This window comes from Clostridioides sp. ES-S-0048-02, from assembly GCF_020658495.1.
Lineage (GTDB): Bacteria > Bacillota > Clostridia > Peptostreptococcales > Peptostreptococcaceae > Clostridioides.
The window spans coordinates 527,657-552,457 of sequence record NZ_JACVWH010000002.1 but is presented as its reverse complement, the minus strand read 5'-3'; the positions used below and the strand labels follow the sequence as shown (position 1 = coordinate 552,457).

General features: G+C 29.0%; 26 protein-coding genes and 1 rRNA gene. 5 read left to right on the top strand and 22 right to left on the bottom strand.

Annotated elements, in window-relative coordinates; translation table 11 throughout:
* A 16S ribosomal RNA gene (locus tag IC173_RS05235) occupies window positions 1-67 on the bottom strand; the annotation flags it as partial.
* 343 nt (window positions 68-410) lie between these two features.
* On the opposite strand from IC173_RS05235, the gene pdaA reads away from it, so the two are divergent.
* Complete coding sequence (gene pdaA / locus IC173_RS05230; protein WP_227855250.1) at window positions 411-1,352, top strand: delta-lactam-biosynthetic de-N-acetylase; 942 nt, start codon at window positions 411-413, stop codon at window positions 1,350-1,352.
* A 233-nt stretch (window positions 1,353-1,585) separates the two neighbouring features.
* On the opposite strand, the gene IC173_RS05225 is transcribed toward pdaA, so the two are convergent.
* The 7 genes from IC173_RS05225 to glyA form a co-directional block, all read right to left on the bottom strand.
* Window positions 1,586-2,959: a hypothetical protein gene (locus tag IC173_RS05225; RefSeq protein WP_227434519.1), complete on the bottom strand. Its 1,374-nt coding sequence runs from the start codon at window positions 2,957-2,959 to the stop codon at window positions 1,586-1,588.
* Window positions 2,960-3,071: 112 nt separating this feature from the next.
* The gene (locus IC173_RS05220; RefSeq protein ID WP_227855249.1) at window positions 3,072-4,394 is read right to left on the bottom strand and encodes a sensor histidine kinase; all 1,323 of its coding nucleotides are present in this window, start codon (window positions 4,392-4,394) and stop codon (window positions 3,072-3,074) included.
* Window positions 4,387-5,091 carry a response regulator transcription factor gene (locus tag IC173_RS05215; RefSeq protein WP_227434517.1) on the bottom strand — a complete coding sequence of 235 codons (705 nt, stop codon included), beginning with the start codon at window positions 5,089-5,091 and terminating at the stop codon, window positions 4,387-4,389. The genes IC173_RS05220 and IC173_RS05215 overlap by 8 nt, the downstream gene beginning before the upstream one ends.
* A gap of 179 nt (window positions 5,092-5,270) precedes the next feature.
* Window positions 5,271-6,335: a lysylphosphatidylglycerol synthase transmembrane domain-containing protein gene (locus tag IC173_RS05210; protein WP_227434516.1), complete on the bottom strand. Its 1,065-nt coding sequence runs from the start codon at window positions 6,333-6,335 to the stop codon at window positions 5,271-5,273.
* Window positions 6,336-6,337: 2 nt separating this feature from the next.
* Window positions 6,338-7,036 carry a polysaccharide deacetylase family protein gene (locus tag IC173_RS05205; protein WP_227434515.1) on the bottom strand — a complete coding sequence of 233 codons (699 nt, stop codon included), beginning with the start codon at window positions 7,034-7,036 and terminating at the stop codon, window positions 6,338-6,340.
* On the bottom strand, window positions 7,027-8,124 hold the full coding sequence (locus IC173_RS05200; protein WP_227855248.1) for an MGDG synthase family glycosyltransferase: 1,098 nt from the start codon (window positions 8,122-8,124) through the stop codon (window positions 7,027-7,029). The genes IC173_RS05205 and IC173_RS05200 overlap by 10 nt, the downstream gene beginning before the upstream one ends.
* A 247-nt stretch (window positions 8,125-8,371) precedes the next feature.
* Window positions 8,372-9,616 (bottom strand): serine hydroxymethyltransferase, encoded by a 1,245-nt coding sequence (glyA, locus tag IC173_RS05195; RefSeq protein WP_227434513.1) that lies wholly within the window; start codon window positions 9,614-9,616, stop codon window positions 8,372-8,374.
* 317 nt (window positions 9,617-9,933) lie between these two features.
* Between glyA and IC173_RS05190 the strand changes: the two genes are divergently transcribed.
* Both IC173_RS05190 and IC173_RS05185 read left to right on the top strand, forming a co-directional pair.
* Window positions 9,934-10,722, top strand: coding sequence for a threonine/serine exporter family protein (locus IC173_RS05190; RefSeq protein WP_227434512.1), 789 nt, complete (start codon window positions 9,934-9,936; stop codon window positions 10,720-10,722).
* Window positions 10,722-11,195 (top strand): threonine/serine exporter family protein, encoded by a 474-nt coding sequence (locus IC173_RS05185; RefSeq protein ID WP_227434511.1) that lies wholly within the window; start codon window positions 10,722-10,724, stop codon window positions 11,193-11,195. The genes IC173_RS05190 and IC173_RS05185 overlap by 1 nt, the downstream gene beginning before the upstream one ends.
* Before the next feature lie 88 nt (window positions 11,196-11,283).
* Here the strand turns inward: IC173_RS05185 and IC173_RS05180 are convergent, their stop codons facing one another.
* The 6 genes from IC173_RS05180 to IC173_RS05155 all read right to left on the bottom strand — a co-directional run bounded on the left by IC173_RS05180 (window position 11,284) and on the right by IC173_RS05155 (window position 16,647).
* Complete coding sequence (locus IC173_RS05180) at window positions 11,284-11,724, bottom strand: SoxR reducing system RseC family protein (protein ID WP_227434510.1); 441 nt, start codon at window positions 11,722-11,724, stop codon at window positions 11,284-11,286.
* Window positions 11,725-11,738: 14 nt separating this feature from the next.
* A complete protein-coding gene (locus tag IC173_RS05175) occupies window positions 11,739-12,032 on the bottom strand; it encodes a metal-sensitive transcriptional regulator (RefSeq protein ID WP_227434509.1) in 294 nt (97 codons plus the stop codon).
* A gap of 42 nt (window positions 12,033-12,074) precedes the next feature.
* The gene (locus IC173_RS05170) at window positions 12,075-12,476 is read right to left on the bottom strand and encodes a hypothetical protein (RefSeq protein WP_227434508.1); all 402 of its coding nucleotides are present in this window, start codon (window positions 12,474-12,476) and stop codon (window positions 12,075-12,077) included.
* 373 nt (window positions 12,477-12,849) lie between these two features.
* Entirely contained in the window at window positions 12,850-14,277 is a 1,428-nt protein-coding gene (locus IC173_RS05165) for a cell wall-binding repeat-containing protein (RefSeq protein WP_227855247.1), read from the bottom strand.
* A gap of 109 nt (window positions 14,278-14,386) precedes the next feature.
* The gene (locus IC173_RS05160; RefSeq protein WP_227434506.1) at window positions 14,387-15,322 is read right to left on the bottom strand and encodes a DUF1177 domain-containing protein; all 936 of its coding nucleotides are present in this window, start codon (window positions 15,320-15,322) and stop codon (window positions 14,387-14,389) included.
* Window positions 15,323-15,585: 263 nt separating this feature from the next.
* Complete coding sequence (locus IC173_RS05155) at window positions 15,586-16,647, bottom strand: DUF917 family protein (protein WP_227855246.1); 1,062 nt, start codon at window positions 16,645-16,647, stop codon at window positions 15,586-15,588.
* Window positions 16,648-16,818: 171 nt separating this feature from the next.
* Between IC173_RS05155 and IC173_RS05150 the strand changes: the two genes are divergently transcribed.
* A complete protein-coding gene (locus tag IC173_RS05150; protein WP_227482138.1) occupies window positions 16,819-17,688 on the top strand; it encodes a LysR family transcriptional regulator in 870 nt (289 codons plus the stop codon).
* A 121-nt stretch (window positions 17,689-17,809) separates the two neighbouring features.
* On the opposite strand, the gene IC173_RS05145 is transcribed toward IC173_RS05150, so the two are convergent.
* Both IC173_RS05145 and IC173_RS05140 read right to left on the bottom strand, forming a co-directional pair.
* Window positions 17,810-18,616 (bottom strand): nitrilase-related carbon-nitrogen hydrolase, encoded by an 807-nt coding sequence (locus tag IC173_RS05145; RefSeq protein WP_227830818.1) that lies wholly within the window; start codon window positions 18,614-18,616, stop codon window positions 17,810-17,812.
* 13 nt (window positions 18,617-18,629) lie between these two features.
* Complete coding sequence (locus IC173_RS05140) at window positions 18,630-19,862, bottom strand: cytosine permease (protein ID WP_227434502.1); 1,233 nt, start codon at window positions 19,860-19,862, stop codon at window positions 18,630-18,632.
* A gap of 505 nt (window positions 19,863-20,367) precedes the next feature.
* Here IC173_RS05140 and IC173_RS05135 point away from each other — a divergent pair.
* Window positions 20,368-20,565: a hypothetical protein gene (locus IC173_RS05135; RefSeq protein ID WP_227855245.1), complete on the top strand. Its 198-nt coding sequence runs from the start codon at window positions 20,368-20,370 to the stop codon at window positions 20,563-20,565.
* Between the two features lie 6 nt (window positions 20,566-20,571).
* Here the strand turns inward: IC173_RS05135 and IC173_RS05130 are convergent, their stop codons facing one another.
* Genes IC173_RS05130 through IC173_RS05105 form a run of 6 tightly spaced genes read right to left on the bottom strand, consistent with a single transcriptional unit; the run spans window position 20,572 to window position 24,580 of the window.
* Window positions 20,572-21,414, bottom strand: a complete 843-nt coding sequence (locus IC173_RS05130) for a PTS system mannose/fructose/sorbose family transporter subunit IID (RefSeq protein ID WP_227434500.1) — start codon at window positions 21,412-21,414, stop codon at window positions 20,572-20,574.
* Window positions 21,398-22,156, bottom strand: a complete 759-nt coding sequence (locus IC173_RS05125) for a PTS mannose/fructose/sorbose/N-acetylgalactosamine transporter subunit IIC (RefSeq protein WP_227482135.1) — start codon at window positions 22,154-22,156, stop codon at window positions 21,398-21,400. Before IC173_RS05125 ends, IC173_RS05130 begins: the two co-directional genes overlap by 17 nt.
* Window positions 22,157-22,172: 16 nt before the next feature.
* Window positions 22,173-22,643 carry a PTS sugar transporter subunit IIB gene (locus IC173_RS05120; protein WP_227434498.1) on the bottom strand — a complete coding sequence of 157 codons (471 nt, stop codon included), beginning with the start codon at window positions 22,641-22,643 and terminating at the stop codon, window positions 22,173-22,175.
* Window positions 22,643-23,386 (bottom strand): BtpA/SgcQ family protein, encoded by a 744-nt coding sequence (locus IC173_RS05115; RefSeq protein ID WP_227434497.1) that lies wholly within the window; start codon window positions 23,384-23,386, stop codon window positions 22,643-22,645. Before IC173_RS05115 ends, IC173_RS05120 begins: the two co-directional genes overlap by 1 nt.
* Before the next feature lie 3 nt (window positions 23,387-23,389).
* Window positions 23,390-23,803, bottom strand: coding sequence for a PTS sugar transporter subunit IIA (locus tag IC173_RS05110; protein ID WP_227434496.1), 414 nt, complete (start codon window positions 23,801-23,803; stop codon window positions 23,390-23,392).
* 24 nt (window positions 23,804-23,827) lie between these two features.
* Window positions 23,828-24,580 (bottom strand): GntR family transcriptional regulator, encoded by a 753-nt coding sequence (locus tag IC173_RS05105; RefSeq protein WP_227855244.1) that lies wholly within the window; start codon window positions 24,578-24,580, stop codon window positions 23,828-23,830.
* Window positions 24,581-24,801: the final 221 nt, after the last annotated feature.

The window sequence follows — 24,801 nt, the reverse complement described above, 5'->3', positions numbered from 1 at the left end:
GCTCAACTTGCATGTGTTAGGCACGCCGCCAGCGTTCATCCTGAGCCAGGATCAAACTCTCAAATAAAAGTTTATCAGGCTCAGATACTATTGTTATCTAAATATCTGGCTTTATGGTTTGTTTCTTGTTTTATAAATTAACCTACTGTTTAATTTTCAAAGTTCATTTTATTAAATAAATCATTTTGTACTCATTATTTTTTGGTTCCTTGTTGAGCACATTTATTATAATAACATCTTATTATAATATGGTCAACTACTTTTTTACATTTTTTCTTAAATTTATTAATTATTCATATTTTATAATACTATTGCGACTTTATTTTCAAATATGTAACTATTAATAATAACACTTTCAAACTATAATAATACTATATATAATTACAATTAATTTAGAAGGGAGCTAAAAAATGCTTAGAAAGATACTATACGTTTTGACAATACTTTCTATATCTATTTTTTTCGTTGTGGGATGTTCAAACTCACAAAAAAAACAAAACACAGAACAGAATAAAGAAATATCAACACAAGGAGATTCTCAAAATGCTGATGATAGTAAAGATACTTCCAATGTAACTGTTTCAGATGGAACAGACAGTCCATCAAATAAAAATACTGTGAACAATGATAATGAAAAGTTAGATGTGTCATCTTTGGATAATACTGCTCTTGATTGGTTTTATATACCAAATACTAAACATCAAACTCCAGAAGTAAATACTGACATCAAATTTAATTTTTCTGACTATAATGCTATATATAATGGACCCATCAAAGATGGTCAAAAAACATTATATCTTACATTTGATGAAGGTTATGAAAATGGATATACATCAAAGATACTAGATGTTTTAAAAAAAAATAAAGTAAAGGCCATTTTTTTCGTTACCTCTCCATATATAAAGGAACATGAAGATTTGATAAGAAGAATGGTTGCAGAAGGTCACATAGTTGGAAGTCATAGTAAAACTCATCCTTCTATGCCAACAAAAACAAGCAATCTAGAAAGCTTTAATGATGAATTTGAAGATGTTGAAAAACTTTATAAAGAATTAACTGGAAAAAACATAGTTAAGTTTTTCAGACCTCCTATGGGTAAATATTCAGAAAAAAGCTTAGCAATGACTAAAAACCTAGGTTATAAAACTATATTTTGGAGTTTCGCATATAGAGATTGGGATACTGAAAAACAACCATCACATGAGGAAGCTAAGAAGAAAATAATGGATAATTTACATGATGGTTCTATCTTATTACTACATGCTGTTTCTAAAACTAGTACAGAAATTCTAAGTGATTTTATATCAGATGCTAGAAAACTAGGATACAATTTTGAGCTTCTAAATTATTAACATTTAGAAATATATTTAAAAGCTATATTTTAAATGTAATATTCAGATATTAATTTACATAAACTATTTCAAATTAAATACTTCAAAAAAAAATAGATGTATAGTTTTTACATGATACAAAAGTCTTTTAGTAGATAATAACTGTACATCTATTTTTAATTTATATGATTTTTTATTTTTAATTTATATAAGCTTTGTTAATCTACAAGTAAAATAATATTAGCTTTTATTGTCTAAATAATGAATACTGCTACTATTGTTGTTACAATGAGACCTGTTATCACAGGAATAAAGTTCCTTTTTGCCAATTCAATAGGGCTAACTCCACAAATTGCTGCTGCTGAAATAAGCCCCCAAGGAACTAGACATCCTCCACCAACCCAAATACCACTAATTTGACCTAATGCAGCTAATGCACCAACACTTGCATTAATAGCAGTTCCAAATACAGATGCAAGTGAACCAACTAATGAGATTCCAGAGAACCCAGAACCATCAAGCCCAGTTATTGCTCCTACTACAGTTTCTATACCTGATACTGCAAATTTATTAAGTGGTATAGTTTGAGAAAGAGCTATCCCTATATCTGATAATAATCCTTGAGAACCAGGGGCTAATACCTTTCCAAATACACCAGTTAAAGGTGCAACTTCTCCCATGTAGAAAAACGCTGCTATTGGTATAATAGCTCCAAATATCTTTATACCAAACACAAAACCATCTATTATATTTTCACACACATTTTCAAGACTATTTTTACCGAAATTTATAGTGTTTATAATAATTATCAGAAACACTGCTGTTCCTCCTAAAAGAGCTGATGCATCTCCTCCTTTTAGGTCAAACATATACATAGCAATTATATCAGCAAGAAATCCTAAAGCTACTAAAATAGTTGCTATCTTAGACTTTCCATTAAATTCTTTTACTTCTTCACTTTCAAAATCTTTAAGCTCTTCTCTAAACATTCCTTTATTGATATCTCTTTTTAATGTATAAAACGCCATCGATATCGTTACAATTCCCATTACCCAAAATAAAATCATACCATCATTTATGACATATGATACTGCTACTCCTGCGGCACCAGCTGTTATACTTGGGGCTCCCTGAATAACAAAGTCTGTAGATAAGGCAAGACCATGACCAAATAAGTTTAATGCTACTGCAACACCAATCGCTGGTAATCCAGCTCTAATAGCAACAGGTAAAAATACAGCTCCGACTAAGGCAACAGCTGGAGTTGGCCAAAAAAACCAAGAAAGAATCAACATTACAAATCCAGTTACAAAAAATGCTGTGTTAGAATTTTTTATAACTTTGGAAAATGGTCTTACCATATACTGTATGGCATTATTTGCTTCTAGAGCTTTAGATAAAGCTACCATAATAGCTATGATTAAAATAATAGGTCCCAACTCATTTAAAGATATAATAAACGAGTTAAACACTGCTGTTATAGCTCCAAAGATATTTTTTTCAAAGAATAGCCCCATGAAAAAAACACCTAATATACATGGTACTATAGTATCTTTTTTCATAAGCATAGTAATTAAGATAATTACCATAAATACAATGTAAATATAATGCGCTCCTGTTAAAACCATATTATTATGTCCCCTTTTTTTAAGATAATAATATTATATGGTCTTACAAGTAAACTTGTTACTTGGTCATAGGCACATAACAATTGGCATGTGTAGTACTTAATTTAGACATTTATGATTCATTTACTGGAATAGATATTTCAATAGAAAACGCTTTGTCACCTGAGTTTACATTTATACTTCCATTGTGATATGCAATTATCTTTTCACAGTTTTTTATGCCAATTCCAAAACTTTCTACATCTTTATGAATGTTACTAACTTTGTTTTTTTGTATAATTAACAGCTTACCATCTTCAACTTTAATTAAAAATACTATTGGTCTATCCCTTCTTGCATACTTTATTATGTTGGAACATAGATTATCAAATATTCTTCTAAATTGTGTTACATCTACATAAATATGATATTGATTATAAAGTTCATTTTCTATTTTTATATGAAATCCCTTTTCTTCCAATGTATATGAACTATCTAAAAGCAGTTGAAATATAAATTCATTTGCATTAATCTTTTCATATTTTTTAGAAACTTCTTCTTCCGAATTAACAAAATGTGTAAAAAGGTCATCTGTCAAATCTTTTATCTGATATGCTTTTAATCTCACATTTTTTATATATTGCTCCAATTGCTCAGGGCTATTATACTTATGATCTTTAATTAAATCCAAATAACAAATTACTGATGTCAATGGAGTTCTGACATCATGTGATATTGAAGTTACTATATCCTTATTTTTATTCTTCATTTCTCTTTCTTTTATAATCTGATTATCAAGTGCCTGACTCATCTCATTAATACTAGATGCAAGTGATGATAATTCATCGTTACCCTTAACAGGAATTCTATACTTTAAACTACCACTTTCTACTATCTTTATGCCCATCTCTATTTTTCTTAGATATTTAATCTTTCTACTCAACAGCAATAAAAATGTTACAATAAATGTAATTGCCATAAATGTGATAGAAACAGCTTCTATAAAGTTTTGAAATCGAAATCTAAACAGTGCTACTATAACTACACTAGCTTTAATATCAGAAAATTGTATCTCATAATGTCTAGCCATAGAGCTACTATAAAATTCATTTTCTTCACTCTTATCAGGTACTTCATCTGGATAGTACAGTGTATCATAAAAAAGCTCATTTCCTTTATATACTTTCATAGATACAAACCAATTGTCATTATTCCAATTTGATATATCTTCTCCATCATTTGAACTTAAATTTTTATCATTCACATAGATTTGAAAATCAGCCATTAACTGGTCTGCTTCTCTTTTAAAGTAGGTTCTACCTTCTGATACATCCTTTACTATTGACTCAACGGCAGAATAAAATGGTATATTTAAAATAAAAGCCACCCCAGCTGAGATTACTACATATATCAATAGTATGACACCCAACTTTGATGGCTTAATTTTGCTAATCAATATAGTACCCCTTTCCCCATGCAGTTTTTACATATTGTGGATTTTTCTGATCTTTCTCTAATTTTTTTCTTAAATTTCTAATATGTACCATTATAGTATTATTTGCTGTATAAAAATATTGCTCATCCCAAATACTTTCATATATATTTTCAGACGAGAAAACTTTTTTTCTATTTTTTAGCATAAGAACTAGTATGCTATATTCTATAGTTGTCAAAAATATAGTTTCTCCATCCAATATGACATCTTGAGTATCCAAATTTACACTTAAACCTCTTGTTTTCAATATATTTTGCTCCTTATTCTTTTCCTTCCCCTGATATATATAATAACGTCTAAGTAGTGACTTAACTCTTGAAATTAACTCAGAATATGAAAAAGGCTTTGATAAATAGTCATCTCCTCCTGCTGAAAACCCAATAACCTTGTCGGAATCTTGAGTTTTCGCAGTTAGAAATAATATTGGAGCTGTTGTTTTTTCTCTAATCTCATTACATGCAACAAACCCTGTCTTTACTGGCATAACAACATCCAAAATAATCAAATCAATTGTACTGTCTACTAAATTTACGGCCTCTTCTCCGTTCGTCGCCATAACAACTTCATAACCTTCACCAGTTAAAAGTATTTCTACAATTTCCCTAATTTCTGGATTATCATCAGCTACTAAAATTTTTTTTTGAATCTCTTTATTCATCGCTAAGCTCCTTTTTTACTATATTTCTTAAATATTTCAAACTATATAAAATATTATACTTTATTAGTAAAAGCTTAGCAATGTCATACGTTTTAATACTTTCTACTATTGTAAGTATGCTCAAAGTTTAATCAAAACGTACACACATATCCTTGATGTAAAAAATAAACTATACAATACTATCTTACATAAACAACTTCTTTTACTGACTTAACTTTTTCAGAAGATTTAACATGTGCTACAATACATACTAAACCACTTATAGCAACGAATGCATAAAAACTTATTCCTCTGCTAAGTAACATCGCTGGCACTAATAAATGCCCTGGGAAAAATATCTTAAATAATGTCATAAAACTATTTTCAGATGCCCCAACAGCTCCTGGTAATGGTAAAGATGAAACAGCAATATTGAGTAATGATTGTATTGCTAATATTTCAAACACAGTATATGTTGATAGATGGAAAGCTTTATATACAAAGAATGGTACTAAAAACATAGCTGTTATTTGCACAATAGTTATAAGTAAAATCTTAATTACTAACTTTGGATTTTGTTTTATATATTGAGCACCTTTAACATATTCTTCAATTTGAGAAGTTATCACTTTTCGTGAACCTTCAACATCTTTTATTATTCTTAATTTTCCTAATAAATTCGTTATGAATATTATGAAGTTATTTACTAATTTTTTTGAAAATATAACTGCAATTACTCCAACAACAAGAGCAACATTCGTTATTACACCATATATCAATAAAATACTCATTCCTCTTACATTGTTTAGTATAAATTCACGTTCCATAATGAACATTATTCCGCTATATGCCAATACAACAACTTGGTGAATGACAACAATAACTAATAGTATAAGTGAAGAATAAGATATGTTTATATCATCTTTCTTCATGTAATAAACTTGCGCTGGTTGACCTCCAGACGCTGAAGGTGTAATTGAACTAAAATAAAATCCAACAAACGCATATCCCATACATTTTAAAAATGTAGTTTTTTGATTTAAAGCCTTTATACCTAAATATATATTTATACCTTCACAAGCAACATATATAAACATCATTGCAAATCCAATTAATATAAACACAGGACTTGCACCTTTTAATGATTTTATTAACGATTCAATTGATTGACCTCTAAAAACAAAGTATCCAGTTATACCCATTAGTAAAACTAAGAAGGTTACACTACCTAGACACTTATTTTTCTTTTCAGTTTTACTTATCATAACTACATCCTTTCTGGTGTTACAAATTTAAAACCACTAGCTTTGAGTTTTGGAATAGCTATCTTTAATGCTTCGATAGTACGTTCAGGTGCGCCAACTGCTCCTCCTGAGTTTTCTCCTGCATCATGCAAACAAATTATAGAATTTTCTTTTGTTCTATCTATTAACTTATTTACTATAATCTCTACTGTACTATCTTTACTCCAATCTTCTGCCATTACATCCCATAAGGTCATCTTTAAGTTATATTTTTTAACAAATTGATATGAAAATATATTAGTATGACCCCATGGTGGACGATAGTAGTTTACATCTACACCTAAATTTTTCATTGTATTTGTACTTTCAATAAAATCTTTTTTAACATAATTATAACTATAAAGCCATGCATTCTTATGTTCTAGTGAATGTAAACCAACTATGTGATTTTCTCTTAACATTCTTTTTATAATTTCAGGCTCTTTTTCAGCATTCTTTGCCACTACGAAAAACATGGCCTTTATATTATTTTCTTTTAGTACATCCAACAATTTTTCTGTATATCTTTTGTCTGGTCCATCATCAAATGTAAGAGCAATTTCATTCTTCTCAGTCATATTTTTCAATACATCTTTATTTAATAATTTATTATAATATGTAGGTATAATTGAATGGATTAAAAAAATCAAAGCAACAACTATAATTAAACCTACTACATACATTCTCTACACACTCCTTGTCCATCAAATGAAAATAAAATATTTTCTAATGAATTATTATCAAATTGTTTTTTAAGTTTTTTCATATTCAAACTCATTTCTTTAAGTGTAACATCATCATAGATTAAGTCTTTTATCTCATCTACATAGTATTTTTTATTTTTATCAAGTATTCTTCCAATTCCATTATTTAGTATAAAATCAGCATTATTTATCTCTTGTTGCAAAAATGGATTGAATGCTAATATTGGAAGCTCTGAGTAAATTGTTTCAAATAATGTTATTCCACCTGGTTTAGAAATAATAAGGTCAGCACTCTCCATATAGTTGTATACTTCATTAGTATAGCCTACAACCTCAATATTTTCATATCTATTGTACAATTTATAGTACATTTTTTTATTATTACCAGTTATTACAGTAGTTTTTACTCCTTCTAAACTATTTAGTTCTCTATAAAATTGTTCTGACTTAGGCAATAAACCTAAGCCCCCACCCATTATGAGGATGTTTTTTTTATCTAAATGATTTATATGTTCTATTTTTTTAAATTCTTTTTTTACAGGTATCCCATTAATTTTTACTTTATCTTCATCTATTCCTTTTAAAATAAGTTCTTCTTTAGTAGATTCACTAGCCACTAAGTAACAATCTGTATTTTTACTAATCCATTCTGAATGACTACTTATATCTGTTATACATGTTATCAAAGGAAGATTTGAATTATACTTTTCTTTATATCTTGATACTACTTGAGAACAAAATGGAAAAGTTGAAATAACTACTGTTGGTTGTATTTCATTAAGTAACTTGTCTAATTTAGTTAAGAAATAATCTGAAAATGTAAATTTTATATCTTTTTTTCCATTTTCAGTGCATTTGTAAAATAAATTATAAAGACTACTTCCCCGATTTACAAGAATAGAAAAAGTTTTATACATTTTATCTGAGTAGTTAGGCATAATATATTCAAATATATCCTTAATTATTATTTCAGAATTATTAAATTTTGTTTTTATATCTTCACTTAAAGAGTTTGATGCTGAGTAATGACCCATACCAAATTTTCCTGTAAGAATTAATACTTTCATAAGATTCCCTCCTCATTAAAGCCTTTAAATACCTTTAATTACTATATTTATAAGTATAAACTTTAAATCTTTAGAAAAACCTAGTATAATTCTTAAGAAATCTTAAAGTTTTAATTAAAAAATACAAAACCCAATTAATATTGGAAGCTATCTCCTAATTAATTGGGTTTTGTATTTATAAACATACTTAAACATAAATACTATCATTTTAATTCTTTAAATATGTCTTATTTAATTATACTTTTAATTAATCCATAATATTATATTCTTCATATAGAGGATATTTTTCAGTTAAACCAACAACCAATGTTCTTGCCTTAGATTCTTCATCATAAGTTAAACATAGGTCTATAGCCTCAGCAATTACTGCCATATCTTCCTCTTTCATGCCTCTAGTAGTTACAGCTGGAGTACCAAGTCTTACTCCACTTGTAACAAGTGCGCCATTTGGATCAAATGGTATTGTATTTTTATTAGCAGTTATGTAAGCATCATCTAATCTTTTTTCTGCTGCTTTACCAGTTATATTTTTATTAGTTAAATCTAATAATATTAAGTGATTATCTGTTCCTCCAGAAATCAATTTAAAATCTCTCTTAATAAGTTCTTCAGCTAAAGCTTTTGCATTTTTAGCAACCTGTTGTTGGTATGTTTTAAATTCATCACTTAAAGCTTCTTTAAAACATACTGCTTTAGATGCAATTATATGCTCAAGAGGTCCGCCTTGAATTCCAGGGAATATTGCTTTGTCTATAGCTTTAGCATATTTTTCTTTACAAAGGATAACTCCTCCACGAGGTCCTCTTAAAGTTTTATGAGTTGTTGTTGTAACAAAATCAGCTACCTCACATGGATTTTGATGAAGACCAGCAGCTACAAGACCTGCTATATGAGCCATATCTACCATAAGTAATGCTCCAACCTCATCAGCTATTTCTCTAAATTTTTTAAAATCTATCTCTCTAGGATATGCACTTGCTCCTGCAACTATCATTTTAGGTTTTACTTCATGTGCTATTTTTCTAACATCATCAAAATCTATAAGTCCACTATCTCTATCTATTCCATATTCATAAAATTTATAATATTGACCAGAAATATTAACTGGAGCACCATGAGTTAAATGCCCACCTTGAGATAAATTCATTCCCATAACAACATCACCTGGTTTTAGCATAGCAAAATATACACCGATATTTGCATTTGCTCCAGAATGAGGTTGAACATTAGCATGTTCTGCCCCAAATATCTTTTTAATTCTATCTATTGCAAGAGTTTCAACTTCATCTATGTACTCACATCCACCATAATATCTTTTGCCTGAGTAACCTTCTGCATATTTATTAGTAAGATGACTTCCCATAGTTTCCATTACTGGAACTGATACTATATTTTCAGATGCTATCAACTCAATATTCCTTTGTTGTCTTTTTAACTCTCTTTTCATACTTTCATAAATCTCAGGGTCCGCTTTTTTCAAGTTCTCAAACATATTACTCCTCCTAGTTATTATTTAAATTTTACTTTTACAGACATTTCATAATTTTCGTTTTTATCAATATGATAATTTATTATTATAGTCTTTTATAAATTAATAGTCAAGTGTTTTACTACTTTTACATGTTTTCTTTCTGTATTTTAAGTTAAAATATAATAAATAATATTGTCTAATTCTTTTAATTGGATATAATTTAGATGTGACTATTTTTAAATAAAAAAAAGATAATATAATTTATATATATATAAGGAATATTACTTAAAAATTTGATATAATTTCAATATTATGTTTTTTAATTTGGAGGTGTATTTATGAATCAAAATGAGGAACTTGAATATAAAAAAAATATTCTAAAATTAGCTCTATTTGTAGGGGAACTTATGATAAAAAATGGAGCTGAAACATCTAGGGTTGAAGACAGTGTCCTTAGAATATGCAGGTCAAGAGGATTTTATCATGTAAATATTTTTACAACTCCTACAGTAATAATTATTTCAGATGAAAAATTTGACGGTTTTTCGTTTATGAAAACGATTCAATCAAGAGGTATAAACTTAAATAAGATTTCCTTATTAAACAGTTTTTCTCGAGAATTTGTAAATGATAAAGAATATGATATTGATACTGCTATTGCACGTCTTTATGAAATCCAAGAGGTAAAACCTTATCCTTTATGGTTGTTTTACTCTTGTACAGGAATTGCATCTGCTTGCTTTGCTTGCTTGCTTGGAGGGAATTATATATTAAATTTTATTCTTACATTTATAATAGCAATATTTGCTGCAATTACTTATGATAAAACCATGAAGATAAGTGCAATATCTGCATTTTCATGTTTAGTATCTTCTTTTTTAATAGCACTTTCAGGAGTTTTACTAGTTGAAATAGGTATTTTGAATGACCCTAAAATGCTTATAGTTGGAGCAATAATGCCACTACTCCCAGGAGTTGCTTTTATAAAAGCCATCAGAGATTTAATATCAGGTAATTTAATATCAGGAATTTCTCGTGCTTTCGATGCTGCTATGATTATTATTGCAATTGCTTCTGGAGTCGGTTTTGTCCTTGATACATGGTATAGAATTGGAGGTCCTTTCTAATGACTGATATGTCAATGATTTTACATTTTTTATTTTCAGGCATTGCAACTGCTGGATTTGCTGTTTTTTTTAATGCACCACTTTATCTACTTCTTCCAGCTGGAATAACTGGTGGAGTTGGTTGGATTGTGTATGTATATTTATTTAATTTTACTACAAACTCAATTTTTGCGGGTTTTATAGCTGCCGCTTTGGTTTCAGCATGTAGTGAGATATTGGCTAGAAAACTAAAGCAACCAGCTATTGTATTTGTAATTCCAGGTATTCTTCCTCTGATACCAGGAATTGGATTATACAATACAATGTTATCTTTAATTCAAAAAAATTATGATTTAGCTATGTCAAAAGGTACTGATGCACTATTTTTAAGTGCTGCAATATCGCTTGGTGTATTGGTTGTAACTTCTTTTGTAAGAACATTAAACCTTTTAAAAATACGAAAGAACTTTATTCCTCAAAGAAAATCAAAATAAAAATATAAAAATAGCAATGTACCGAAATCCTATAAATATACATTAAGTGTTTATAAGAGTACATTGCTATTTTTAAATTATAATCATTTTAAAGGTCAATTAAGATTCTTGTGATTACTGGTATAAATTCTCTACTATCTCTAAATTTTTTATCATTCTTCTTTAAATACAAATAACAAATTATTGTAAGACAAATCCCAACTAATCCACTTATCGCTTCAACGCCAGATGTCATGCCAATTGCTCCCAATATATAGTATGTTCCTATTGTTCCAACAAGAAGTGCTACAAGAGGTATTATATAAGCCATCACAGCTGCTTTTAATACATTCATGTTATCCATACTTACTTCTACATGGTCACCAACCTTCGCACCAATTGTATTGTCTACCTCTACTAATATCTCTTTTGACTCTGATGAGTCAGCAGTAGCACATTTTCCACAAGCAGCACAAGCTGAGTGTCTTTGCATTTTTAATTTTGCGGTTCTATCATCAACAATCTCCATAATAAATCCTTGTTGATTCATACCTAATCGCCCCCTTATTTTGTAAATTTATTTATGGTATCCATAAGTTCTTTTATCATCTCTTCAGTTTTTTCACTATCATCATGTTTGATACTTTCTGCTACACATCCTTTTATATGATTTTCCAAAATAATTGTACCCACTCTATTTATAGCAGACCTTATAGCAGATATTTGAACTAATATATCAACACAATAACGCTCCTCTTCTACCATCTTTTGTATCCCTTTAACTTGACCCTCTATTCTTTTTAATCTTTTTATAAGAGCTTCTCGCTCATTGTTTGGTGCTAATTTTCTTTCTTCCATAAACTCACCTCATACTCTTATGATGTTCTATACAATTATGATTTACTTACCAATTTGCTTAAAATATAATACAGTTATTACTATTATAAATGCTAAAATTGATATTGCTATAGACCTGCTCTGATGCTTAGTTTGCTCCATACTTAATTTACCATTCATCTTAAACCCTGCTAATGGAAATAAAAATATAACTAATGCGTCAATTCCAAGTACAATTTGGGCTGCAATAGTCCATTTGCTCAAAAAGCAAAATATTCCACCTACACCTAAAAGAACCTCCAATATATTTATAAACTTATAAGTAGGTTTTTTTATTATATATTCTTCAATTTTTTCCTTACATTCTGTACGGCATGGATATATATTGGTATTGTCATCGTATTTTATAGCCAATTTATTATTTGGTGACTTTATATCCCTATTACAGTAAAGACATTTTTTCATTTTATGTTCTCCTCATAGTATTCCTCTTAAGAAATTTTATCTAAATTATTATATGTTTCAATACTATTATACCAAATAGATACAAAAAACAAAAATAAAAGGACTCATTTTAGCTATTTCTTTTATATTACTACTTAATTTATAATAATAATTAGATAAAATTATTTATATTTAAATTATCTCATCATATTAATATGCAATTTTGGTATTAAGCATCAGATTTTAAGTATTTATATATTAATAATATCTACAATAATAACTTCTAAAGTTAGGTTATCAAAATATAAATCATTATTAAAATCTACATTTCATAACAATAAAGAGACTGTCATTAATATTAAGACAGTCTCTTTATTGTTTATTATCTATAAGTTTAGATAACTGGTGTATCAGATAGGTAATCATTACTTACATAACCATATCCACTATTGTATTTTATTTTTACCCATCCAGTAGCAAACATTTCTACAGTTTCTACCTTACTTCCATATGGAAGTTGTCCTATTTTTTCATCTTCCGTACTTGGTCCTTTTCTAACATTTAGACCATCTTTTTCTTTTACATATTTTATCTTAACATTCTCACTGCTGTTATTAGGTTTATTACTTGTTAGATAAGACCCACTGACATATCCAATATCGTCATTGTATTTTATCTTAACCCATCCCGTTTTTAGTACCTCTAAAACTTCTACTTCATCACCATTGTTTAGATAACCCACTACAGAAGCTTCTATTGTAGCATCACTTCTTACATTTACTTTATCTGTATTAGCTACATACATTACTTTCTTACCAGTACTACTCTCTTGTAAATCTTTTAGTTCTGCAAATGCATTTTCATTTCCACCACTACCAACTTGAGTTATAGCAGTCGCCTTTTTATTTGTAAATATACTCTTTTGAGTTGCACTCAATTTATCTCCTACTATAAGTACTGGAGAATTTTCTTTTGATGCCAATACACCTACTGCTAGAGCATCTATAAGTTGATTTTGTTTTTTCATTCCATCTTTAGCTACAAATACATTATCTAAGTCATTTGATGTATAAAATTTTTCTATTACCTTTCCATTTGTTTCATTTCTATCTGCTCCACCTATTCTTTCTGAATTTGGTAGACTTTGTTTTATTTTATCTGATACAGCATTAGTAGAGCCTATTATGTATGACTTACTTATATTTTTAGAAGCTATAAAATCCTTAAAACTAGACACTCCAGATGCATCAGAAACCGGAAGTATAACCATACCATTAGTAGCAGCTACAGAAGCTATACTAACTGCATCTGCAAGACCTGTATATCCATTTATCACAGCTATTTCTGATATGTCTTTTAAACCTTCTATCTTTTTAGCTATGTTTAAAGCTGTCTGATGTCTGTCACTACCACCAATTCTATCAACTGTTAAGTTATTAGATTCTAGTTGTTTTTCTACATTATCTGATACAGAACCAGATAGTCCAATTATATAGACTTTTTTAACACCTAATCTTTCTAATTCTTTCTTTGTTTGTAAATTTAAATTATTTTTTTCTGTAAGTAGTATTGGAGCGTTCTTTAATTTAGCAAATGGTGTAACAGATAATGCATCTACAATAGATTCACTATTCACTATTACAGCTTCATTTGCGCTACTCCAACCCTCTTTACTTACTTCAATAGCTGTTTGATATCTATCTTTACCTATTAAAGTATTTTCTGTTGCCGTTCTACCCACTTCATTTGCATATGATATTGATGATAAACTTAAAACTAGAGATAAACACAATACTGATGATATTGATTTTGTTGATTTCATATTAACTCCCCCTAAAATTATTATATCTACAATTTTTATTTACTCTAAATATTATATCACAATAATTTAGCCTATATCATCCATTCTAAAACATCAATAAAAGACAACTTTATTCTTCTCCAAAAGTTTGAAACTTATCTAAGCTTCCATATCTATTCATTAAAATATTCCATTCATGTTCATCATAAAACTCACAATTTCCACCACAATAGTGTTTTGCTACTTCAACAACAAATCTTCCTGCACTCTCTAAATCAGAATAATTACTTGCTCCAGTTGCACATCCAGCAACTGTTGTCTCAGTTGTTATAGCAACTCCTACTACAGGTGCTTTTGTAGCTACAGCAGGCTGAAGAATACTATTTATATGGTATAAACCATTTCCATATGGAGTTATATCTTGTATTGACACTGGAAATACGTAAGGAAGTCTTCCTGTAGTAGTCTGCATTATGTCTAATAAATCATTACTTGTTTTTAGAATATACCCTTCTTTTATTGTGGGAGATATAGCAAAACCTCTTGTATTTATAACTCTATTCCCTTTAGTTGTATCTATTGATAATATAGCATCACAGCTTAAATCAACTTCATTTTCATTCATAGTTCTCATATCAATTGGAGAATCCATAAATGGAACTGGTTTATGTTCTTTAGTAGGTGCATCTGGACATATGTGAGTTGAAACTATTACATCTCCATCAATAAAATCTCCCTTATTCTGCATGTCCAATAATTTTGCTCCTACTGCTATTGCTACTAAAGCTCCATCAGCGTCAGAAACCATACCTATCATTTCTGGTCTTGCTCCAATTCCTCCTAGTCTTCCTAAAACACCTAATGTCTTAGCTGTTCCTCCTGATGATTTTCCATTTTTTCCTGGTATTGTAAGCTTTACTAAGTCAGTAGACCCTTTTTCCGTACCTAAAGTTTTTACTAATATATTCTTCCCACCATAGCTTTCCAAATATTTTTTTACACATTCTCCATCTACTTCTGCGCTATCAATAATATCATAAACTTCCAAAACTTGTTTTAACATCATATTTGCTCACCATCCAATTTTATTTCTTTTATTTATAGTTTTTGTTTAAATATTTTTACTTTTATTTTTATAAATATTACAGCATTTTTTATTTTATCTATATTTTTATAAACTTTTTCTTATTATCTTTCATATCTTATTTATTTTTTTATTTTTATAAACTTTTTCCTAAGTATTTGTTTTATTTATAGTTTTATAGGTATTATATTGCTCATTAAATTTAATCAATTTTAATTCTTCAATCAATCAAATTACTACATATCCTAATTAACTCCAATTATTTTTTTATTTAATATATCTTCTATATCTTTTAATAATTCTTCTTGTGTCATTGTTATTGAAAGTTTTAAATTTTCTTTAGAAGTTTTTATTAAAACTATCTCTTGCCCTTCTCTGATTTCTGCTGATGTAACAGGCATGCCTGTGTTTTTATCAAAAGTCATAATTAAGTCTGGAAATGTTGCTATTCTATTATTCTCTTTTTCTATTGTCATATATTCATTCCAAAAAGTTACCTCATAACCATTTACAATCAATTTACCTACATCAAATCCACCTGTAGTTTCTAACTCTAAAATTTCTATTGTTCCTTCTGAAACTACATCTCCATTCAAAAATTCGACAACGTTGTTTATTGCTTTATCTTTTGATATTTCTAAACCTAAGTAAAACTCTCTACCCAAATCTATTGCATGGCTTATACCTCCTATAGCAGCATTTTCTTTTACAACAGATGCTTTTACAGGATTTCTAGCTACAGCAACTAAACCTTCTGCTGCTACAGCACACTGTCTAACAAGTCCTGCTGTCTTATTTAAAGACCCCTCTACAAATCCCTCTATATGATTATCAAGTTCTGGATTTCCACCAGACACAGCTTGATAAGACTTATATGTTTTATCTCTATGTAATCCAAGGCTCCCCATCAGGCCTGTTGGATGGGCTCTACCATTGCAAGGTGCATCTATTAGTGGTATTTTAAGTACAGAAGACTGAAGCCATCCATTTATTGTTGCACATCCTCCATTTTCATTTGTAATAATACCTTGTATATCTAATCCTAGTTTATCAATAAATATCTTGACTGTATTTATATAATCATCATTATCAGCATACTTGAGTGGTGCTGCTGGAGCTCCTACTGCTGATACATTTAAGACAATTGCATCATCATGTAATTCATCTATACTTATTAGATTTGGAAATCCATGTTGTAAGGCATATTCCCCCATCTCTCTTCCACTTTCCTTTGCACCACCACCTCCTCCACCTAAAATTGTACCTCCTATTAAAGCATATTCTAATATTTCCTTAGTTAATTTCATATTAAATATCTCCTTTATTAGTTAGATTATGTAAATGTATTAGTAAATATTTACATAACTTTATGCCATATTATAGTTTATTATACAAGCTTTGTATTATAATGTATAATATATAATTAATTATCAAATTTATATAATTCAAGTTATATTAAAAGAGGTGTATTTTATATTATGGATTTATTGCATCTTAAGTATTTTCAAACTGTCGCTAGAATGGAACACATAACAAAAGCATCACAAAAACTAAATATAGCACAACCAGCTTTAAGTAAAACCATATCTTCTTTAGAAAAAGAACTTGGGGTTCAGTTGTTTGATAGAAAAGGAAGATATATTGTACTAAATGAATATGGTAGATTATTTCTAAAAAGGGTGGATAGTATTTTAGATTTAGTAGAAATGTCAAAAAAAGAATTACAAGATATTTCCTTAGAAAACTCTGGTGAAGTAAAAATATTAGCTACAGCAGCTGCTAATGTATTACCGCCACTTTTGAGCAACTTTAGAAAACTATATCCTAATATTACCTTTAATGTTTCACATACTCTACCATCGTCTTATAAGAAAAGTGATTTTGATTTGTATATATCTTCTTCATTTACAAAATTAAACTCAGAAAATAATATAACATTAACCTGCGAGGAAATATTATTAGGAGTTTCAATAAACCACTCTCTATCCTTAAAAGATGAGGTTTATCTAAATGAAGTTTCAGATGAAAATTTTATAGTTATAACTAAAGGTGAGAATTACAGAGAAATAATAGATATATTATGTGAATCAGCTAATTTCAAGCCCAAAATAGCCTTTGAATCCGATTCTCCATATACAATCTATGCTCTTATAAAATCACTTCAAGGAGTTGGATTTATATGTGGAAAATCATGGGGCTTATCTCGAGACCCTGAAATTAAACTATTACATATAAAAGATATTGAATTTAAAAGATATTTAAATCTTTCATGGTTTAGTGAGAATTATGCATCTAAAGCAGTCTTATTATTTAAAGACTTTCTTATAAACTATTTCAAAAACCTTTAAACCAAAGCTGGTATTATTAAAGAGGATATATCAAACAGAGTTAATAACTTTATCTTTAGCGTTTGACATATCCTCCTATTTTATTTTTTATCAAAATTGTACCTTAACATATAATGTAAAATTATATATTGTAACTATTTTTTCTGTCTTTTAAGTATGGAATATCGTTCCTATATTTTTCTATTTCATCTAGGTCAATCTCTGCTAATATATATTTTTCTCTATATGTATCTAATTGACTTATTATAGTTCCTCTAGGATTGCATATTTTACTCTTTCCAAACAGTATCAAATTAGGGTCATTACTTACTAAATTTACTCCTACTGTATACACAGTATTTTCTAAAGCTCTTTGAGATACGTTTAAATCCCACATATCTTCATCTTGTATTCTCCATGCAGAAGGTATAAATATTATTTCAGAGCCTTTTAATGTCAATTCTCTAGCCACTTCTGGGAATCCTGCATCATAGCATATCATTACACCAAATTTACCAAAATCAGCATCATATACATCTACTTTTTCCCCTGCTTTAAAGTATACTGCTTCTAATGACCATAGGTGATTTTTACAGTATTCTCCCATCATATTACCTTGTCTATCGAATATAACAGCTGAGTTGAAAACATGTGTAGAGTCCTTTTCTAAAGTTCCATATGGAGATATTAGGTATACATTATTTCTTTTAGCTGCTTCTGACATTGATTTTTCTATGTATTTGTTATGTTCTCTTATTAGGTCTAATGTTTTAATTCCACCTAAATATTCTAAGTTATATCCTGTAGCAAATAATTCTGGCAAACAAATAATATCTGCACCTTGATTTCCCAAATCATCTATCATCTCTACTGCTTTTTCTATATTTTTTTTAACATCTCCAAGTACACTATGCTGTTGAATTATACCTATTTTCACTTTACGACTCATACAATTTCCCCCTTTATTTATCCTTACTTCCAAAACATTTCATTAGTATATAATAAAGAATCATACTTACTACAATTCCATTTATTGGTGGTATTAAGAAACTTATTTTTGAAGTATAATATGACGCTGCAAAACCAATTAACCAACTTATTACTGCAATCCAATTTATTCCTTCTCTGTGTTTATAAGTTCTTCCTTGTATAAAATAATATTCACACCACATAATTCCTGCTATAGCTGGAACTGCTATTCCTAAGAAAGATAAGAACGATTGGAATTTGAATATTATACCAGTAGCTGCTATTGTTGTACCTATTAGACCTGCAACTAAAGTTAATACATTTCTCTTTACATTTGGAAAAATAGTTTTTAGTGCCAATCCACCAGAATAGGCATTTGATACATTGGTTGACCAAGATGCAAGTATTAAAATAACAAATGCTATCCATCCAAATCCTAAATTAGCCAATACTTCTGTTATATCCCAAGTAGGAGCACCCATAGACATTACACCTGCTGCAACTTGCTGGAACAATGAAATAATACCTAATCCTAAAAAACCAATTATCCAAATATCTTTTACTCCCCTTGTATATCTTAATTGGTCAGGTGATATAATCGCACCGACTATGATAAGACCAACAACCATATTTAATCCTTCAACCATGCTCATTGTTGTTTGAGGAGTGTAATTGTAGATAGCTTCAACTCCATAAGTAGAAAAAGCTTTAAAAACTCCCCAAGCCATTAATATTATAAGTGGTGGTATAACTAAGTAATTAAACTTAGCCATTGCCTTAAAACCATACAAAGCGAAAACTACCATTAATAATCCAAGTATAACTGTGACTAGAGTTAAGTTTACACTTGGAAATATTTTTTGTACTGATAATCCCGCAACTCCTGCTTGTACACCAAACCAACCAAAGCTAGTTATTCCAAGCAATAGAGATATTAGATATTTTCCACCTATCTCTCCAAATGCCCCCTTAGCTAATACATATGTATTTAACCCTTCTTTACAACCAATATAACCTTGTATCATAATAATTGCGACTAATATTAAGTTCCCTATAATTGATGTAATAATCATATTGGAAAGAGTCATTCCTAAAATTAAGGTTCCTCCAACCATTAATTCTGATATGGCTATATTAGAGCCAAGCATATTAAATAATGGAGCTAACCATCCAACTCTTTCCTCTTTTGGAACTGGATTTAAAACTAATTCTTCTCTCTCTTGCAAGATTATCCCTCCCTTTCTTTGTAAAAGAATCTTTTCTACTTTTTTCTACATTTTTTTCACCCTTGATAGTTTTTTTTCTTTCTATAATTATAATTCTACTCTACAAAAAAGTATAATATATAGTTTATTATCAATTTGATATAATTTAAGTTATAGATAGATAAATAGTCTAAAATTATTATTTAAATTTAGACTATTCACACATATTTTAAATTTATTTCAGTTTTATTAGAATTATACTTATTTTATTAAAATTTTATAGTGTATAATTTATTCCCAAATATTTTTTATGAGGCTTATAAATACTTCAATTTTTACCTATTCTAACTTATTTTTAGTGAATTTATTACAACTTTACTAATCAAATTTAGTCTAAATTTTCTGATTATTATTATAAAAATAGTTTTTAAAACAAAATTTACTTAAAAACGAATTCATGATAAAATTTTAAAATACAGTATTTTTATTATATTGAATATGAATACAAAGGAGGATGTGTAAGATTATGGCTAGAAGACCAAATATAAAGATAACTTTAATGGATAAAAAAGAAAAAGGTGCTTGCCACTATGGGCATAAAATTGGTGATTTATTTGAACTTAGTATTTACTTTTTATTCAAAAGGGGAGTCGCCTATTTTTTAGTACGCCCCCCCTTTATATATTTCAATTGTAGAAAAGATTATCAAAAATCATATTCATAATTTTACTTATACTACCCCAATTGCAGCTAATATTATACAAATAATCATAACTGAAATTAATATCGTAGTTGTCTTGACTTTTTTTCCTAATAACCAATACATAATTCCAAATATCATAGCTGGAAGCATACATGGCATTATTTGGTCTAAGTAAGTTTGAATAGGCTCTGCCCATTCTCCACTCCCTACATTAACACTAAGTTTTAGTATTACATTAGAGGCGGTCATCCCTCCAATTACCATAAGTCCTAGCATTGATGCTGCTTCCATAACTTTTGAGACTATATTTGAACCACTTACATCTTTAAAAAATTGAGTTCCATACTTAAATCCTTTATCTAAACATATATAACGAATAATAAAGTGAGGAATATTTATTATTAGAAGGAATAAAATTGGACCCATTATATTCCCCTGAGAAGCTAAAGCTATACCAACTCCAGCTGCTATAAGCTTTAATGTTCCCCAGAAAAATGAATCTCCTATTCCAGAAACTGGACCCATTAAACTTGATTTAACAGCATTTATACTCTTTGCATCAAATTCTTCATTTTTTGCATTTTCTTCTTCCATAGCTCCAGATATACCAACTAAAAGAGTACTTATATGAGGTGTAACTGACATAAATTCAAGATGTCTTTTTAAAGCTTGAGATTTTTTTTCTTTATCATTTTTATATAATCTACGGATTATTGGTGCCATCGTATATGCATATGCTATGTTTTGCATACGTTCGTAGTTCCAAGATGAATCTAATGTTAAAGACCTTCTAAAACATTTCCAAAAGTCTTTTCTTGTTATTTTGCTATCTGGCGAAATTGTTTCTAATTTCTTAGAATTCGTTGTCATCTACTACTACCTCCTTTTCGCCTAAAAAGTTAACATATATTAAAGCTACTGCTAATCCAAATAATGCAACTCCTGTTACTGTTATTTTTAAATAAGCAACCATTATAAAACCTAATAATAAGAATGCTATCGTTTTCTTATTAAGCATCATTCTAGCTAACATGGCAAAACCTATTGCTGGTATCACGCCTGCTGCAACATCCATACCATGAATTACATATGATGGTATAAATGAAAGTATTTTTTCTATTACTGGAACACCTAATGAGAATCCTGTACCTACTATTATTGCTAGTATTAATTTATTGCCTATACCAAATAATAATTGTATACGTTCTACGCCTTCAATGTTACCATCTTCTGCATAACGGTCAGCAAGATGAGCTCCCCATGTAAGTACTACTGTCATTAAGAAGTTGTCTATAAGTAATACTAAAGTTGCTATAGGAACTGCAAGTACAACTGCTGCTGATACATCTTGACCAGTTAATATTACAAATGCTGTAGCAATAATAGAACCAGATACAAAGTCAGGAGGATTACTTGCTCCAACTGGGAATGCACCCATAAATACTAGTTCTAATGTTGACCCTATTATTATACCTGTACGTAAATCTCCTAGTGCTAAACCAACAAGTGGTGCAACAACTATAGGTCTATTATGCATTGTAGAACCTACAAAACAATGCATATATGCAAAGAATGCAATTAGAGTTATTAGAATAACTTGTGTAAATTCCATTTTTATCCCCCTAAAATTATATTAGTTTCATTACATTTGTAGCATCATCATCAGGAACTAATTGTACGAATACATTTACACCTTCTGAATCTAATTCTTTAATCATGTTTATATCATCCTTTGATACATGAACTGCTTTAGATATATTTTCACGATTATCATCTGATTTTGTTCCACCAAGGTTTATTGATTTAATAGATTTAACTTCTTTAGATAGTCTATAAACATCTTCTACAGATTCACAAAGTATCAAAAGATTGTATTTATCAGTTACACCTGAATTAAGTGCTTTTATAGAATCTGCGATACTTTTCATTACAAGTTTGACATTAGATGGCTTAGCCATTTTAAGCCCTGCCATTCTTAAATCATCCTTTAATAGTTCATCACTTGCTATTAATATACAATCTGTATTTAAAAACTTTGTCCATGTAAATGCTACTTGTCCATGTATAAGTCTGTGGTCTACCCTTACTAATTTAATCATTATAATTCCTCCCTAATTTTTTTTATTTCATCCATAAATGTTTTTACGTGTTCTGCACTAACATCTCCAAAGTCTTGGTAATTATCTTTGAAGTAACTTCCTATTATTGCCATATCCCCTATCTCAAGCTGCTTTTTTGCATTTTCTAATGTAACTCCAGCTGCAATAACTAAAGGGAAATCTCCTACATTTTTGCGGAATAATTCTATTTTTTCCATTGATGTTTCTTGCCCTGTAGCATTTTCTGTAACTGCTATAGCATCACATCTTGTCATTCCTATCTTTAAATCTTCTTCAACAGTATTTTCTGATAAAACTGGTTGATACTTAAAACGTACCCCTCCAATTAAATAAGCTTGACATTTTGAGCGGTGTAATTTGAAAAATTCTTCTAAAGTAGCCTCATCTCTAGGTTTGACATGACCTACTACAGAGTCAACTTGTACATAGCTTGCATTATATCTTGTTGCTAGTTCAAATCCCATAGTATCAACATTTAAGCAATTTACTCCATATGGTATTGACAAATTAGATTTAGATACATATTCAAGTATTCTTTCTAAATCATAGTAATTGCCATAGTAATTTTCTAACATTATTCCATCTACACCATTTGCTTCTAAGATACTAATTTCTTTTTTAGCTCTTTCAAAAATATCATCTGAAGTATCTCCCTTTAGGTGTATCATTGCTATAATTGGCTTTTTGTTTTTAAAAACTGATAATATTCCCTTATTGTCCATAAACTAAAATACCTCTTCTTCTTCATTTATTTGTAATGTTACATTTTGTATTCCCATTCTAGATTCTTTTGCTAACTGTTCTGCATCTTCAGTTGTTAATTTATCAGAAAATCTTGTAAGAAGCTCTAATACCATATTTAAATTCATTCCTGAAAATAGCTTAACATTATGTAACTTAGTTAACCTTAACATAGCAGTACATACACTTGCTCCGTATAAATCAGATAAAATTATATATTCACATTCTTTATCTTCTACTATTGTTTTTTCTAACTCTAAAGCAAAATCTGAAGCGCTTTGTCCAGGATATAAACTGTATGAATTAACGCAATTTGCTAAATCTCCTACTATCATTTTTACTGAATCTAAAAGCCCTTTTGAAAAGTCTCCATGAGACGCTAATATTATTTTTCTCATATTTATTCCTCTCCTAAGTGTAAATTATATTTCTGCTGATACTGCATATTTATACTTATCACTTCTTATAAATTGTTCATTGTAATATAAAACATCATTATTCTCTGTATATACTAATTGTCTTACTTTTAATAATGCCATATTGCTTGCACATTTAAGGTGGTCAGAATATTCTTTGTTTGAGTGTTTTACTTCAAATATATTTTCCACACGATTAGGTAGTGTACTTATATTATTAGATATAACTTCCATTAAAGACTTATCTTCCAGCTCTTCTTTTAATAAAAACATGTAATCTATTCTAAAGTAATCAACTTCAAAAATAACAGGTACTTCATCTATTAATCGAAGTCTTTTAATACATATTATCTTCTCTTCTAGTCCAATATTTAAAGCTTCAGCCACCTGCTTATCAGCTTTTTTTATCAAAATAGAGATTATCTTAGTACTTGGTTTTGCATTAATACGATGACAAGAATTAGTAAAACTATTTCCTGCACATGTTGCTTCTATTCTCTCTGGAATAGTTACATAAGTTCCTTTTCCACGCTTTTTACATAATATATCTTCTTTTACAAGTTCATTAAGCGCATTTCTCACAGTTATACGACTTATATTAAACTCCTTACATAGGTCTACTTCAGATGGAAGTTTATCTCCTGGCTTATATATACCAGCTGCTATTTGTTTTTTTATGTTGTCATATAGTTGTTGGTACAAAGGAATAAATGAATTTACCTCTAAGTCCATTTCTTTTTTTTGCTTTTTTTCATCCATTTTACTCACCCCCTCATGTAGTATTTTTATAACATTATATAACAAGTTCTTTATTACATATTATAACAACTCGAAATCGTTGTCAATTTATTTTTAAATAATTTTTAATTTGGTAATTTTTTAATTTTTTTGTCTAATATAGTATTTTATTGTTTGTAGTATCAGGTAGGAATAGTTTGGATTATTAATCTAACAGAATTCTTTTTTAGAATTGTGTAAAT